The organism is Hanamia caeni, from assembly GCF_003721595.1.
GTDB lineage: Bacteria > Bacteroidota > Bacteroidia > Chitinophagales > Chitinophagaceae > Ginsengibacter > Ginsengibacter caeni.
In genome coordinates this window covers 1-15,482 of sequence record NZ_RJJR01000021.1, presented here as the reverse complement: position 1 = coordinate 15,482, position 15,482 = coordinate 1, and the positions used below count along the sequence as shown (strand labels likewise).

The 15,482-nt window shown below is 39.2% G+C and carries 13 protein-coding genes; 11 read left to right on the top strand and 2 right to left on the bottom strand.

Annotated features, from left to right (window positions below; genetic code table 11):
- Window positions 1–4 precede the first annotated feature (4 nt).
- The 9 genes from EFY79_RS19220 to EFY79_RS19180 all read left to right on the top strand — a co-directional run bounded on the left by EFY79_RS19220 (window position 5) and on the right by EFY79_RS19180 (window position 8,758).
- Entirely contained in the window at window positions 5–1,240 is a 1,236-nt protein-coding gene (locus EFY79_RS19220) for a quinol:cytochrome C oxidoreductase (RefSeq protein WP_123122374.1), read from the top strand.
- 204 nt (window positions 1,241–1,444) lie between these two features.
- A complete protein-coding gene (locus EFY79_RS19215) occupies window positions 1,445–2,488 on the top strand; it encodes a cytochrome c oxidase subunit II (RefSeq protein ID WP_123122373.1) in 1,044 nt (347 codons plus the stop codon).
- 39 nt (window positions 2,489–2,527) lie between these two features.
- A complete protein-coding gene (locus EFY79_RS19210; RefSeq protein WP_123122372.1) occupies window positions 2,528–4,342 on the top strand; it encodes a cytochrome c oxidase subunit I in 1,815 nt (604 codons plus the stop codon).
- 87 nt (window positions 4,343–4,429) lie between these two features.
- On the top strand, window positions 4,430–5,386 hold the full coding sequence (locus tag EFY79_RS19205) for a protoheme IX farnesyltransferase (protein ID WP_123122371.1): 957 nt from the start codon (window positions 4,430–4,432) through the stop codon (window positions 5,384–5,386).
- Window positions 5,387–5,411: 25 nt separating this feature from the next.
- Window positions 5,412–5,978 (top strand): cytochrome c oxidase subunit 3, encoded by a 567-nt coding sequence (locus EFY79_RS19200; protein WP_233578058.1) that lies wholly within the window; start codon window positions 5,412–5,414, stop codon window positions 5,976–5,978.
- A 140-nt stretch (window positions 5,979–6,118) separates the two neighbouring features.
- The gene (locus EFY79_RS19195; RefSeq protein WP_123122370.1) at window positions 6,119–6,853 is read left to right on the top strand and encodes a cytochrome c oxidase subunit 3; all 735 of its coding nucleotides are present in this window, start codon (window positions 6,119–6,121) and stop codon (window positions 6,851–6,853) included.
- A gap of 47 nt (window positions 6,854–6,900) precedes the next feature.
- Window positions 6,901–7,350: a cytochrome C oxidase subunit IV family protein gene (locus tag EFY79_RS19190; protein ID WP_123122369.1), complete on the top strand. Its 450-nt coding sequence runs from the start codon at window positions 6,901–6,903 to the stop codon at window positions 7,348–7,350.
- An 80-nt stretch (window positions 7,351–7,430) separates the two neighbouring features.
- Complete coding sequence (locus EFY79_RS19185; protein ID WP_123122368.1) at window positions 7,431–8,144, top strand: SCO family protein; 714 nt, start codon at window positions 7,431–7,433, stop codon at window positions 8,142–8,144.
- A gap of 8 nt (window positions 8,145–8,152) precedes the next feature.
- Window positions 8,153–8,758 carry a DUF420 domain-containing protein gene (locus EFY79_RS19180; protein WP_123122367.1) on the top strand — a complete coding sequence of 202 codons (606 nt, stop codon included), beginning with the start codon at window positions 8,153–8,155 and terminating at the stop codon, window positions 8,756–8,758.
- A 121-nt stretch (window positions 8,759–8,879) separates the two neighbouring features.
- Here EFY79_RS19180 and EFY79_RS19175 read toward each other — a convergent pair whose 3' ends face one another.
- The gene (locus EFY79_RS19175) at window positions 8,880–9,266 is read right to left on the bottom strand and encodes an MGMT family protein (RefSeq protein WP_233578057.1); all 387 of its coding nucleotides are present in this window, start codon (window positions 9,264–9,266) and stop codon (window positions 8,880–8,882) included.
- Window positions 9,267–9,381: 115 nt separating this feature from the next.
- The gene (locus EFY79_RS19170) at window positions 9,382–10,188 is read right to left on the bottom strand and encodes an energy transducer TonB (protein ID WP_123122366.1); all 807 of its coding nucleotides are present in this window, start codon (window positions 10,186–10,188) and stop codon (window positions 9,382–9,384) included.
- A 529-nt stretch (window positions 10,189–10,717) separates the two neighbouring features.
- On the opposite strand from EFY79_RS19170, the gene EFY79_RS19165 reads away from it, so the two are divergent.
- Complete coding sequence (locus EFY79_RS19165) at window positions 10,718–13,846, top strand: SusC/RagA family TonB-linked outer membrane protein (RefSeq protein ID WP_199727589.1); 3,129 nt, start codon at window positions 10,718–10,720, stop codon at window positions 13,844–13,846.
- A 22-nt stretch (window positions 13,847–13,868) separates the two neighbouring features.
- A complete protein-coding gene (locus EFY79_RS19160; RefSeq protein ID WP_123122365.1) occupies window positions 13,869–15,392 on the top strand; it encodes a RagB/SusD family nutrient uptake outer membrane protein in 1,524 nt (507 codons plus the stop codon).
- Window positions 15,393–15,482 lie beyond the last annotated feature (90 nt).

Below are 15,482 nucleotides of genomic sequence, written 5' to 3'. Positions count from 1 at the left end.
TTTAATGGACAATCAATATGTAACGCCGGCGGGATACAAAAAGTGGTCAACTGGATTAATGATAGTCGGCTTGCTTGCTCTTATCCTCGGTATCATTTTTTTAAATCCACTTGCCGGAGCGGATGGTCATAACTTAAATAGCACGCGCTTTTGGTCAGTATTGTTGATGAACAGCATTTTCTGGTTGTTTCTTACGAATGTTGCCACTTTTTTTATAGTGATAAACACGTTGGCCATGAGCGGCTGGCAAGAAGCGTTCCGCAGAGTAACAGAAGCTTTATCATCGGTAGTGCCTGTTATGGGCGGAATTGCAATGGTTATTTTCCTGTGTATTATTTTTGGCCGGCGGGGAGATATTTATATGTGGCTTGATAAAGATGTACTTGCCCATGATGTAATAGTTAAAGGCAAAAGCGGATTTCTCAATCCTGCAGTATTTCTAATCTACTCTTTACTAACTATTTTTTTATGGTCTTATTGGGGTAAAAAGCTGCGTGATCTCAGCTTAAAGGCCGATGAGGCAGGAACTATGGATTATGAAACTTCAAAACAATGGTACAGAAAATCTCTAGGAATTTCTGCTTACTATGTTGTTTTTTATGTAGTAACACTTGGCTCACTAATTCCCTGGTTGTGGATAATGAGTATCGAAACTCATTGGTATAGTACCATGTTTAGCTGGTATACTTTCGGAAGCCAGTTTGTGGCCGGGATTGCGTTGCTTACTTTGTTTGTGATTTATTTTAAAAACCGGGGACAGCTTCCTTATGTAAATAGAGAACACTTGCAGGATTTGGGGAAGTATATGTTTGCCTTTTCGATATTTTGGACCTACCTGTGGTTTGACCAGTTTATGCTTCAATGGTATGGGAATATTCCTGAAGAAACCATCTATTTCAAGATCCGGTTACAGGGCCCGTATGAAGGATTGTTTTATCTAAACCTTATTTTGAATTTTGTAGCGCCGATATTGATCTTTATGAAAAGGGCTACCAAAAGAAATTATTTCATAGTGACTTTTATGTGTATTCTTATAATAGTTGGACACTGGATAGATTTTTATCAGATGGTAATGCCCGGAACCGTAAGGATGCACCCGCATCTAAGCTGGTACGAAGTCGGTATTTCACTTGGGTTTGTAGGGATTGTAATGTGGGGTGTAAGCCGGTTCGCATCGAAAGTTCCGATGACAGCAAAAAACAATCCTTTCATTAAAGAAAGTATTATTCATTTTGTCTGATTAAAAAAAAGAAAATTTGAAAGGAACCTAATATTTCAATCGTTGAATAAATCTTAGCTGTACCTTTGTTCAATCTGAAATTAAAATTAAAAAGCTTATCAAATCTCACTAAAAGACAAATTAAATAAGAGTTTAGAATTTATATTCCTCAGGTAAGTGTAAGTAAAAAATATCCGGTTTACGGATCAGGAAAATTAAAGTAACATGGAAACATTTTTTTTAATAGCGATTGTAATACTTGTTTTTATAGTTGTTTTTCAGATTTCAAAGGCCAGCGAGTATGTCAGCATTTTGAAAGGGGAGGAAAAAGCCAGGAAGCAGGATAATAAGATTAATGGCTTTTTGATGATGGTTTTTTTAATTCTTGGTCTAATTGGAGTATGGTGGTGCAATGATGCTCTTTATGATAAAACTTTATTTTCTTATGGCTCTGCATCTACTCAGGGAAAGAGTATTGATGATATGATGTGGATTACGATTATCATCACCGGAGTTGTATTTTTTATCACTCAGATTCTTCTCTTTTGGTTTTCATACAGATACCAGGAATCAGACAAAAGAAAGCCTCTTTATTTTACACACAGCAATAAGCTGGAAATAATATGGACGGGTGTTCCCACCATAACACTAACTATTCTCATTGTATTTGGTTTGAAATACTGGTTCAAGTTTACCGGCGATGCTCCCAAAAATTCCCAGGTGGTAGAAATAACCGGACATCAGTTTGGATGGGAATTCAGGTATCCCGGAAAAGATGGAATACTGGGTAGAAAAAATTATAAACTAATTGATCCCGCTAAAAAGAATCCACTTGGAGTTGATTGGTCTGATGCCGCAAGCCATGACGATATTCATGTAGCAACCACTGTTCATGTGGTGGTAAACAGGCCTGTAAAATTTGTGATCAATTCGATGGACGTAATTCATGACGTGGGTTTGCCTGCCTTTCGTCTGAAGATGGATGCAGTGCCGGGCACGCCCACCACGGAATGGTTTACACCCATATACACAACAGCGGAAATGAAAAAGAAATCCGGTAATCCTGATTTTGAATATGAGATTGTATGTGACCAATTGTGTGGAAAAGGCCATTTCAGCATGAGAGGAATAATTATAGTTGAAACACAAAAAGAATACAATGCGTGGATGATAAAGCAAAGGCCAGAATACAGAAGCGCTATGGCAGCCATGAATTCATCCGGGTCTGAGCAAACATTGGCATTAGAAGAAAACAAGGATCAGAAATAAATTTATAATTTCCGCGAGGAACTTTAAAATATATTGAATATGGAAAACGAAGGAGTATTGCATGAAAAACCAATTGTGCTGCATGAAACCGATCATCCCACTTCACATGGACATCATAAGCAAAGCTTTATAACTAAATATATCTTTAGCGAGGATCACAAAATGATTTCCCACCAATTTGTGATAACAGGAATTATCTGGGCGATTATTGGGGGATTTTTCTCGGTTATTTTTCGTCTGCAACTTGGATTTCCTGACCAAACTTTTCCATGGCTGGAAGACATCTTTGGCCATTGGGCGCAGGGCGGCAGACTTGATACTGAATTCTATTATGCCCTGGTGACAATGCATGGAACCATTCTCGTATTTTTTGTACTAACTGCAGGATTGAGCGGAACTTTTTCAAATTACCTTATCCCATTGCAAATCGGGGCAAGGGATATGGCATCGCCGTTCCTGAATATGTTGTCTTACTGGTTTTTCTTCGCGGCTTCTGTCGTAATGTTTTCTTCCCTGTTTTTGACTACAGGCCCGGCCAGTGGCGGATGGACGATCTACCCTCCTTTAAGTGCGCTTAGGGATGCGATGGATGGCTCTAAGGCGGGAATGGATTATTGGTTGGTTAGTATTGCGTTATTTATCATTTCCACTCTGTTGGGCGGTTTAAATTACGTGACCACTGTGCTTAATATGAGAACAAAAGGGATGTATATGACCCGCCTTCCACTTACCATTTGGTCTTTTCTTTTTACTGCCATCCTGGGTATATTAACATTCCCTGTATTATTATCTGCAGTAGTATTATTATTATTTGATCGCCATCTTGGTACAAGCTTTTACCTGAGCGATATCTATATCAATGGAAAAATTTTACCGAATGAAGGAGGAAGCCCGATATTATTCCAGCATCTGTTCTGGTTCCTGGGGCATCCTGAAGTTTATATTATTGCCCTGCCTGCAATGGGTATCACTTCTGAAGTGATTTCTACTAATGCCCGTAAGCCAATTTTCGGGTATATGGCTATGGTTGCATCTTTCTTCGCGATTGCATCATTATCGTTCCTTGTATGGGCCCACCACATGTTTGTGTCAGGGATGAATCCTTTCCTTGGATCATTCTTTGTCTTGTTTACATTGCTGATTGCGGTGCCGTCTTCTATTAAAGTATTTAACTGGCTTACCACGTTGTGGAAGGGGAATATTCATTTCACACCCGCGATGCTATTTGCAATTGGTTTTGTGAGCTTGTTTATTTCCGGTGGATTGACAGGTATTTGGTTAGGAAATTCAGCCTTGGATCTTCACCTGCATGATACTTACTTTGTAATTGCTCACTTCCATCTTGTGATGGGTGTGGCTTCAATGTTTGGAATGTTTTCCGGAATTTATCACTGGTACCCGAAAATGTTTGGAAGGTTTATGAATAATACCCTTGCTTACATTCACTTCTGGGTAACATTAGCGGGTGCATATTTAATATTTTGGCCGATGCATTATGAGGGACTTGCAGGAATGCCTCGCCGTTATTATGATTTTAGTAGCTGGGAATCATTTAAAATGTTCCAGGGCCTGAATGCATTTATCAGCGTGGTAGCTATCATCGTGTTTGCTACACAGTTTTTATTTATATTCAATTTCTTCTATTCAATGTATAAGGGAAGAAAAGTTACAGAAAAAAATAAAAATCCATGGGGCTCTACCACCTTGGAATGGACCACCCCAGTTCATCCGCCTCACGGAAACTGGACAAGCGAAATTCCGGAGGTATACCGCTGGTCTTATGATTATGGAAAAGATGGGAGAGATTTTATTCCGCAAACCGAGCCCATTGGTTCAGAAGAGATACAACACTGAGGGTTAAAATATTAATTTAGTACATATTCTAATTTATCTGAATTCATAGCCCTGATAATTCAGGGCTTTTTTTAAATAGGTTTTTTAATGAATAAAACAATCACTATTCCTCACTCTTTTTCATACTCCCTTTCTTCTAAAGTGAAGGATTATTTTATTTTAATCAAATTCACCTTAAGTTTCCTGGTGGTTTTTAGTTCAGTGGTTTGCTACCTTCTTGCACCTAATGTTGAGTTCAATTTTTTATCCATATTTATTTTGTTTGTAGCCGGTATGTGTATCACGGGCGCTGCTAATGCAATTAACCAGGCGGTGGAAAGAAAAACGGATTTGCTGATGAAAAGGACCGCTGAAAGGCCGGTTGCAGCTGGCCGGATGAGCCAAAATGAGGCCTACACTTTTGCTGCTATTGCTACCGCAGTAGGTATATTGCTAATGTGGTATTGGTTTAATTTTGCCAGCGCATTGCTCTCCTTATTCAGCTTGTTTCTGTATGCGTTTATCTACACACCGCTAAAAAGAGTAAATTCCATTTCAGTTATTGTTGGCGCTTTTCCCGGCGCATTGCCTTGCCTTATAGGATGGGTAGCTGCTACCGGGTCTTTAAATCCTTTTGCAAGTTTCCAGGGTGTAATGGCTAATGGGGAAGTGACTCATTTCATGAATTACGGAGGATATATTTTGTTTGCCATCCAGTTTCTTTGGCAGTTTCCCCACTTTTGGGCTATTGCCTGGCTTGCGCATAAAGATTATGACAGAGCCGGTTTCAAGCTATTGCCCAGCCGTGAAGGACCAACAAAATTTTCTGCAATTCAGACAGTAATTTATTCAATGTTGATGGTTCCTGTAGGAATGCTGCCCTATTATTTCCATATTGGTGGAATTCTTTCATTTTGGGTGTTGCTATTTTGTAATTTATGGATGGTATTTGTAAGTATATTGCTCGTTGTAAAAATGAACCAGGCTGCGGCAAGAAGAGTAATGTTCAGTTCCTATTTTTACCTGATGATCGTTTTTCTTACTTTATTATTCGATAAAATCTGATTAAGGAAAAGAAAAAAAGATATTTATGATAGCTACGATGAAGCAGGAAAAGAAAATAATACATCCACTAAAGTTTGTAATGTATGCCGGTTGTGCCAGTATCCTGATGATTTTCGCGGGATTAAGCAGTGCGTACATTGTAAAACGTAACCAGGCAAATTGGATCGCTTACGATGTTCCTGTAATATTTTATTATTCCACTGCGGCAATATTATTGAGCAGCGTAGCGCTGATGCTGAGCCGCAAAGCATTTATCGACAGGCAGATGAGGCAGTATCAAACGTGGCTCTTCTTTACACTGGTGTTGGGGGCCGTCTTTGTTATTTTGCAGTATGAAGGATTTAAGGACCTATGGGAGAATGGATTTACAGTAACAAGGAATGTATCATTTTCCTTTTTTTATGTGATTGTAGGAATGCATGCCCTCCACGTTGCAGGCGGTGTAGTTGCTCTTTTGCTGATGTACCTGAAATCACATAGCAAGAGAAGGAAAAATTACAATCAGCTCTATATAGATTTAATGAATACCTATTGGCATTTTGTAGATATTCTTTGGATTTATTTGCTGGTATTTTTAATAATTATGGACTAGTAAAGTGTAAAATAAAAAAGCGTAAAATATATTTGTTTACTGTTTTCAAGTTTGATGGAAATACTTTTAAACCAATGAAATAAACGAAAGATAATAAACAATTAAATTTATTTTTGTAACACACCTTTAACAAATAAGAAATGGAAACTGCGATAGTAAAAGAAAAATCTAAATTGTGGGCAGGCGGCAGAAGCCCCTTTAATGTGAGCTACGGAAAATTGTTGATGTGGTATTTTCTTCTGAGCGACTCTTTCACTTTTGGCGCTTTCCTGATTTCTTATGGCACCATTCGTTTCAGCCTCAATCACTGGGTTGATCATAACTACGTTTTCAATGAATTTCCGGGAACAGAAGCCAATCTGCCTCTTGCCTTTGTGAGCCTTATGACTTTTATCTTAATCATGAGTTCCGTAACGATGGTACTGGCGGTGCATGAAGGGCATAAGATGAACCAGAAAGGAGTTATAAAATGGCTGGCTTTGACTATTCTCGGCGGACTGGCATTTTTAGGTTGCCAGGCGTGGGAATGGACACATTTGATTACCGCCCAACATCCGGTTTTGGTAAACGGTGTTATCGAACATTGGGGTACTACCATGTCACATAATCCCTGGGGCCCGGATGTGATGTTTAACGGGCAACAGGTAGCAACGCCAGGTCCGGTTGCATTCGGTGGTTATTTTTTTGGTATCACCGGCTTCCACGGTTTCCACGTATTTTCGGGAGTGGTTATCAATACGATTATGCTTATTAAAACAATCAGGGGCGATTTTCAAAAACGCGGGCATTATGAAATGATTGAAAAGACCGGCCTGTACTGGCACTTTGTTGACCTCGTTTGGGTATTCGTTTTTCTTTGCTTTTATCTTATCTGATTACTTTAAAAATATTTTTAAAAAATTAATAGCCTTAAATATAAAATATGTCTGTAGAACCAACACACTTAGGAACCACGCCAGAGGATGTAGCTCATGTTAAACGTATTTGGAAAGCCTTTTGGATACTTTTAGTTTTGACAATTTTAGAACTAGCCTTAGGGCTAACTATTTATTTTATCGATCTCGGGGCTAATCCAAATGAATCTCTCGTTTTGGTGCTAAAAGGAGTAATAATCATATTTACCCTTGCGAAAGCTTTCTATATCATTTCTATTTTCATGCACCTTGGCGATGAGATACGAACTATGATAATGTCAGTAGCACTGCCGGCGCTTTTATTTGTCTGGTTTATTATTGCCTTCCTCGCTGATGGCTCTTCATTTAAACACCTAAGAAATACAGATGCCGGCATTCGCAAATATGAGCCAACGCCCCAACAGTTTCATCATCCCGCACCTGCACCTGCAGAAAAAAGCGATAAAAAACTGGATTAAAATAAAGGTTAAAACCTCACCGAGTACATTTATAAATTAGCTGTTGCCCGCCGCAATAGCTAATTTTGCGTTATTCCATCATGAATAAAAAAGCTTTTACTGCATTAATGGTCGCTATTCTGTTACCGCTTAGTGGCTATCTTTTAGTGAGTTATTATAGCGATCGGGCAGTTCAAATGCCACGAAGATATTTTTACGACAGTGTGAACGTATCGCAGAAAGGAGGAAAATTCTCTTATGATACGGTCTGGCACCGCGTTGAAAATCTCCATTTTACTAACCAGCTTGGCCAGCAGGTTTCGCTGGATGATTTGAAAGGAAAAATTTTAGTAATAGATTTTTTCTTTACCCATTGCCCTACCATTTGCCCGAAGCTGGCCGTATCAATGAAAAAGCTTCAGAATTCTTTTCCCAATAATGATTCTATCGTTCAGTTCGTTTCTCTTTCCATAGATCCTGCACACGATTCACTTACCCAATTGCGAAAGTGGGCTTCCAGGTTTAATATAAATCCTGATACCTGGTGGCTCGGTACTGGTAATAAAGACAGTATTTACAACTTTGCCTTTAATGAGCTAAAAGCAAGTGTAGCCGATTCAGACATTGACACTGCATTTATTCATACTGAAAACTTTTTTCTTCTTGATAAAGAACGCGTAGTGCGGGGCTGGTTTAATGGGCTGGATTCAGTGGCTCAATCAAAATTAGTAAGAGATATCCCCTTGCTTATGCTTGAAAAAGATCAGAAGCGCTCATTTAAAGATTTCCTGAAAGGGCTACTGAAATCAAGTTAATTCACTTTATGGACTCAAACTTGCCGGCAAAATTTCCTGACCCTGTTCTAAATAAGAATGAAAAGAACGCCAGAATTTTAATATGGTCGGTGTCTGTAATTGTTTTTTTGGGAATTGCGGGCTTGTCAGGTATCCATTTGGATTACCAGCTAAACTTTAATCCGCATCTGTTTGCAGCTTTTAATGCAATTGCCAATTCGCTGGTTGCCATATTGCTGATTGCGGGTTTGGTTTCAGTAAAAAGAAAAAATTACGCGCTGCACAAAAAGATAATGTTGGCAGCCATTGTGATCTCTGTTTTATTTCTCATCTCTTATGTTTGCCATCATTTGTTAAGCGGCGAAAGCAAATTTGGCGATCTAAACCATGACGGCATTCTTTCATCTGAAGAAAAAATAGAAGCCGGATCGCTTCGCTATTTTTATTATTTTATTCTAATTACGCACATACCATTAGCTGGAATTTTTTTACCTTTTATTTTGTTCACAGCTTACCGTGCCTTGTCCGGCGACTATCAAAAGCATAAAAAAATTGCACGTATTACCTGGCCGATATGGTTGTACGTAGCTATTACAGGTGTAGCAATTTATTTGTTGATTAGCCCTTATTATTAATTAGCCAATGTGATAATTAGCCGATTAGCCAATTAGCCAATACGAAAATTTGAAATTAGCCAATGAAGAAAGCATGGTAGCCTCCTCATTTTCACATCTTCTCATTTTCACATTTTCACATTTATTCAATCTCCAACTCTTTTGCCGGATCCCAAAAAAGTTTTTCGAAATCTACAACCGTATCATCTTGTACTTTTATCTTCTCCTTTTCTAACAATTCCTGCATTTTAGTTGGTGTTGAAAAATGTGCCTTACCGCTGAGCATTCCATTTCTATTGACTACTCTTTGCGCCGGCACAGGTGGGTTTGCAACATGAGCGCCATTCATAGCCCAGCCTACCATCCGGGCCGACATTCGTGTTCCCAGGTAATTGGCAATCGCTCCAAATGAGGTTACGCGCCCTTTCGGAATTTGACGAACTACATCATAAACATCTTCAAAAAAACTGTATTGTTTACCTGGTGAGCGCGGACTTTCTTTTTTTATTTTTGGCAGATTCTTTTTCAAATTTTTTCTGGCGTATGGTTATTCTGAAAATCCAAAAGTAAAATAAAAATCTATATTATTTCCCTGTTTGCCGTCAGGCAGGTTCGTTTACTGGTAACCGTTACACAATGAAAAATCATTGATTTGGATTCATTAAAGTAACAGGCTGAAATCTAAAAGCAGTTACATAGCGCCCGTTTTGCATCGCCGGAATCCACTTTGGTCCTTTGCGGATAGTGCTTACCGCTATTTCGGCCAACTTGCTTCCCTGCATAGTAGTGGCTACCACATTGCTTACATTTCCATTTATATCTACCATAAATTTTACTACGCAAGTTCCATAATCGCTCTCTGTAAATTCATCCAGCTCACGCTGTATCGCGCGTTGAATATATTTTTGCCATGCCACATCACCACCTGGAAATTTTGCTTCCACTTCAATAGGAATGAAAGTACTATTCCCTGATTCTTTCTTTACGGGCGTTGCAATTACCTTGCTGCTTGTAATTTCTGTAGGTGGATTTACAATTCCAATACCGGGTTTCGGCCCATCTATATTTTTTATACCGATAATCGCCTGTTCGATCTGATGCACATCCGGTGGTGGCGTTTCTATTTTTTTGACGATAACCGGAGTGGTAACCTGTAAAGTTTTCAGGTGAACAGGAGTGGGCAATTTGGGAAGTGCTTTTGGCTTTTCCTCCTGAATTTTACGTAAAATGCTTTCCGGGACGATGGGGATTATTGTTTTTTCAGTTTTTTCAAATCTTTTGCCGATAATAAAACCAATTATCAGTAAAAGCATTATCATCATTGTGGAAAACAGCGCTTTGGAAATTCTTTGATTGTATGTTTTACGTAAATCGTATGCACCGTACAATTTATTTTTTCCTTCAAACAAAATATCAAGAAATCCTGTTTGTAAAATTTGATTGGCTTCCATGATCTTATTTTTTTAGTAAGATGTTCAACTCAAATTTTTTCCATAAAAATTTTTTTTCGAAAAAAATACTGAACAAAATTGTGGTTTTTTATTGCTTTACTATGATTGATGAAAAATCCATTGTTCATTTCATAAGAGGTTATAGAAGATTTTAGAAAAAATTTTCTATTTCGAAAAGGAATACGCTTTTTCTTTTTTTTGAGAAAAAAGAAATTTCAAAAATGAAACCACCGGTATGCAGCTACTTACCAAATATTATTGTCATTATACTTAACTGTGCAATTTGATGCGGATGCAATCGCTCGTGCAATCATTTTACATAAAATAAAAAAAATTGCAGAGGAAGCCCTGTATTTTGATTGTTTGATTGTGTTTAAAACCCAAAGTCAATTTCACAAACGACGTAAAATTATTCAGATACAGAATCAATTTATTCTCTTGTTCCTTTAGAAATTTTTTTAAGATTTATTCGATAAGAAAATTTGTTATTCAGGATTCTGACTATTTCAAACTTAATAAAGTTCCAGGTATGAAAAGAATTGAAACCCCACCTATTAAATTGAGTTCCTCCCGGAGAAAACTCCGCATTTTGATTCCAGCTATTTTTTTTCTGGCTGCGATGTGCCATCAAGCGAGTGCTCATAGCCTTTTGCGTCCGGAAACGGCCACGGATAAGGCACCTGTCGTTAAGTTATTTTCGGTAAATATTGATATTCACGGAAAAGTAACAAATGAAGAAGGAGCCCCACTTGTTGGAGTGAGTGTTACGGTTGGTGGTTCAACTACCGGCACGTCTACCGGACCCGACGGCACATACACCATTAACGCTCCCGAAGAAGGAACATTGAATTTTTCGTATGTGGGATATAAGAGCCAGGTCGTAAACGTAAGTTCCAGAACCACTATTGATATTACGATGGAGAAGGATGTAAGCACGCTAAGTGATATTGTCGTAATAGGATATGGAACGCAAAAGAAGAGAGATCTGACGGGCTCTATTGCGGTAGTGAAAGGCGAAGACATTGCCAAGCAACCCTCAACCAATCCTGTTGCTTCTTTACAGGGAAAAGTGGCGGGGCTTACGGTAGTCAATTCCGGCCAGGCCGGTAGCTCGCCAACCGTCAGGATAAGAGGAGTGAATTCCACTAATAATGCTGATCCACTCTACGTTGTGGATGGAATTTTACAAACCAATATTGATTATTTAAATTCTGCTGACATTGAATCTGTAGAAGTTTTAAAAGATCCTTCCTCTATTGCTATTTATGGTTTGCAGGGTGGAAATGGTGTTATTATTATCACTACAAAAAAGGCGAAAAGGGGGCAAACAAGAATTAATTTTCAATCGAGTGTCAATTTGCAAAAGGTAAATAACCTGATTAAGGTAACTGACGCGGAAGGGTTTAAAAAATTATATTCTGCGCAATTGGCAAATCTGAATGCTGCGCCATTTGATTTTTCAAACTATACCGCCAATACCAATTGGCAGGAGCAGGTATTGCGTACTGCCCTTCAATCCAATAACAGCCTGAGCGTTTCGAACAGTACAGACAAAAGCACAACCTATTTAAATATCGGTTATTCCAATCAACAGGGTGTTTTGAAGTATGATAAGTACCAAAAATATGTGGCACGTTTGAATGAAGAAATTCATATCAATAAAAATATTCGCGTAGGCGGCGACATCACGGGTTTTCATTTCAAACAAAACCCACCGGCAGGCGTGGGAAACCTTACTAATAAAGCTACGTGGGCAGCGCCAATCGTTCCCATAAAAGCTGGCCCTGGCTTGTATTACGCAATGCCCTCTTTTCAAAGAGCGCAGGTGGATAATCCTGTTGCGCTCATAGATCAGAATGATGGAACTGCTTTCAATGAAGGATACAGGGTAACGGGAAACATATTTGCAGAAATTAAATTTCTTAAAAATTTTACATGGAAATCTTCAGTGTATACAGATCTAAGCTTTAACCAGTCGCGGAGCTATGGCGCTTTACCTTATCATTACATCGATTTGGGAGAGGGTGGTTCTCCGACTGATACCAGCTATGCTATTAATCCTCACACATCTGTTAATCAGTCGTCAACGCTTTATAAGACTTTCCAGCAGGATCACACGCTTACTTTTGATAAAGATTTTGGGGATCATCATGTTACCGCGCTGGCTGGCTTTAGCACTCTTTATCATTATATGGAGTCAATAAATGGCAATCGTACAGATACCAGTTTTAATATTCCAAACGATCCGATGTTTTGGTATTTGGACGTAGCTCAACAATCAAACCCAGGAACTTATGGAGGAGGCGCTGGCGAAGATGCCTCCATGTCTTACCTGGCAAGGATAAACTATTCATTTAAAGGAAAGTATTTGGTAAATGCTACTTTCAGAAGGGATGGTACCTCTAAATTTTCACCAAAGCATCAATTTGGAAATTTTGGAAGTGTAGGCCTGGGTTGGGTGCTGACAGACGAAAAATTCCTGCAACCTGTTTCGTGGCTTAATTTTTTAAAACTAAAAGCTTCATGGGGTACAGTGGGTAATGGATTAAACATTGGAAACTATCTTTCCTATCCTGTGTTGCTTAATTCCAATGTAGGCATTTTTGGAAATAATGTGTATCCTTCAGTTGTTCCTAAATATATACCTGATCCGAATTTACATTGGGAAAAAGTAGAAGGTAAAGATGTCGGTTTTGAAGCGAGGCTGCTTGACAATCGTTTAAACCTTGATGTAGATTTTTACGACCGCAAGACTCATGATATTCTAACTACAATTGTACTTCCGGGGGCTTCAGGAAATGTAAATTATTTCACTAATCTTGGCACCATAGATAATAAGGGACTCGAAGTATCGGCTGGCTGGCATGATAAAATCGGGAAAGATTTCAGCTATACTATTAATGGGAATTTTAGCGTAAATAAAAATGATGTGGAATCTATTGGTAATAATATCAATTTTCAATTATTGGGGAATGGCGGGGTTAACGTTACCGAAACCGGCAAGTCTATAGGTTACTTTTTCGGCTATGTGCAAACCGGCATTTATCAAACCACGGCACAACTGGATAAGGAGCCGCATATGGCTTCATCAGCTCCGGGAGATGTCGCTTACAAAGATGTAAACAATGATGGAAAAATTGATCAAAACGATCGTACTTACCTGGGTACGCCTTTTCCTAAATATAACTTTGGGGGCAATATTTCACTTGATTATAAGAATTTTGATTTGGGCATAGAGTTGCAGGGCGTAGCAGGAAATAAGATTTATGTACAGCGGCGCACAGCTACTTTCGCTATTCTCAATTATGAAACAAACCGCCTGGATGCGTGGACTGCCGCCGGCACTACAAACATTGAACCTATCCTTGATAATACACGGTCTAATAATTATCTATTTTCAACTTACTGGCTGGAGCCGGGAGATTACCTGCGGATAAGAACAGTGCAATTGGGCTATACATTCAATCCGAAAATTCTGCAAACCAAAGGGGTTCAGTCTTTCAGGCTTTTTATCAGTGGCCAAAACCTGGCTACTTTCACAAAAGCAACCGGGTATAGTCCTGAAGTGCCCATTTCAGACCCCATTGCAGCAGGAGCTGATAACGGCGTATATCCCGTGCCTGCTATCTATTCGTTCGGAGTCAATTTAACCTTTTAGTCCATAATAAAAATGTAATGATATGAATCAAGATAAAAAATCCCGTTTGAGTATAATTTCAGGCACGCTGCTGCTCTTGTTGATATTGTTCAATATGGGATGTAAAAAAGATTTTTTGGATCGTAAACCGCTGGGGCAATATACCACAGATAATTTTCCCTATCCACAGGGTGCGGGCCCATATGACCAAAATGTATATGCAGCCTATGCAAGCTTGCGTACGTATCAAACCACTGTATTTGGCTATGTGGGCGCTGTAAGCATCCGTAGCGATGATGCAGACAAAGGAAGCACGCCTGCTGACGCTCCGGCTCAACTGGAAATGGACAACTTTCCGGTAAATCCTACTAATGGGCTTACCAATGATCTTTGGACCGGCTATTTCGCTACGGTTACTGATTGTAACGTTATCCTTGATCAGGTAGGAAAAGATAGCGCCAACACTCCTGTAGCCACAAAATTACTGGCCCAGGGCGAAGCGCGGTTTTTGAGAGGGTATGCCTATTTTATGCTGGTAAGATTTTTTGGAAATGTACCGATTGTGGATACAGTTTTATCGGATATAAGCGCATCTAATAAACCGCAGTCTACACCGGCTGAAGTTTATGCCTTTATAGAAAAAGATTTACAGTTTGCAGCCACCGCGCTGCCTCAGCAATGGGATGCAAAATATATAGGAAGAGCCACGAGCGGGGCAGCTAACGGCTTGCTCGCTAAAGTTTATTTATATGAAAAGAAATGGCAGGATGCTATGAGCACCGCAGGATTGGTGATTAATTCAGGAGTTTATAATTTGAATACTCCGTATGATAAAATTTTTACTGAGGATGGAGAAAATTCGAGCGGCTCAATTTTTGAAATACAGGCTTATGCAGATGCGAATCACAAAACAGATTCTTATGGTTGCCAGTATGCCAATGTTCAGGGTGTAAGAGGCGCCGGAAATTTTGACCTTGGTTGGGGATTTAATGTTCCTTCGGAAAACCTGGTTAATGCGTATGAAGAAGGTGACCCGCGTGAAAAAAGTACTATTTTATTTACCCCCAGCCCTGAACCTACAAGATATGGAGAAGTTTTCCCTGCTGAACCAAACCCGCGCTACAATATGAAGGTTTATACTAACCCCGCAATTCGCAATTCAGTTGGCAGCCGCGCGGGTTATTGGATGAATGTCAGAATTCTCCGGTACTCTGATGTATTGCTTATGTATGCCGAAGCAGCTAATGAATTAGGACAAACAGATGAAGCTTTGCAAAAACTGGAGATGGTAAGAGCAAGGGCGCGCAATGGCGATAATTCCATATTGCCCGAAGTAACCACTACTGATCAATCACAATTGCGGGATGCCATCAGGCATGAACGCAGAATTGAGCTGGCAATGGAAAGCGAACGGTTTTTTGATATAGTAAGATGGGGGATTGCCGATAATGTAATGGCAGCAGCCGGAAAAACCAATTTTAGTTCAAGCAGAGATGCACTCTTACCAATTCCTCAAACTCAATTGGATTTATCAAAAGGCGTGTTGCATCAAAATCCAGGATACTGAGTGTCACGAATAAATAATGAATACAAATTAGTTCTTTGATTTTATTATTTAATGCTATGTAGATGATGATGGTCGGCCCATCGGTAACGG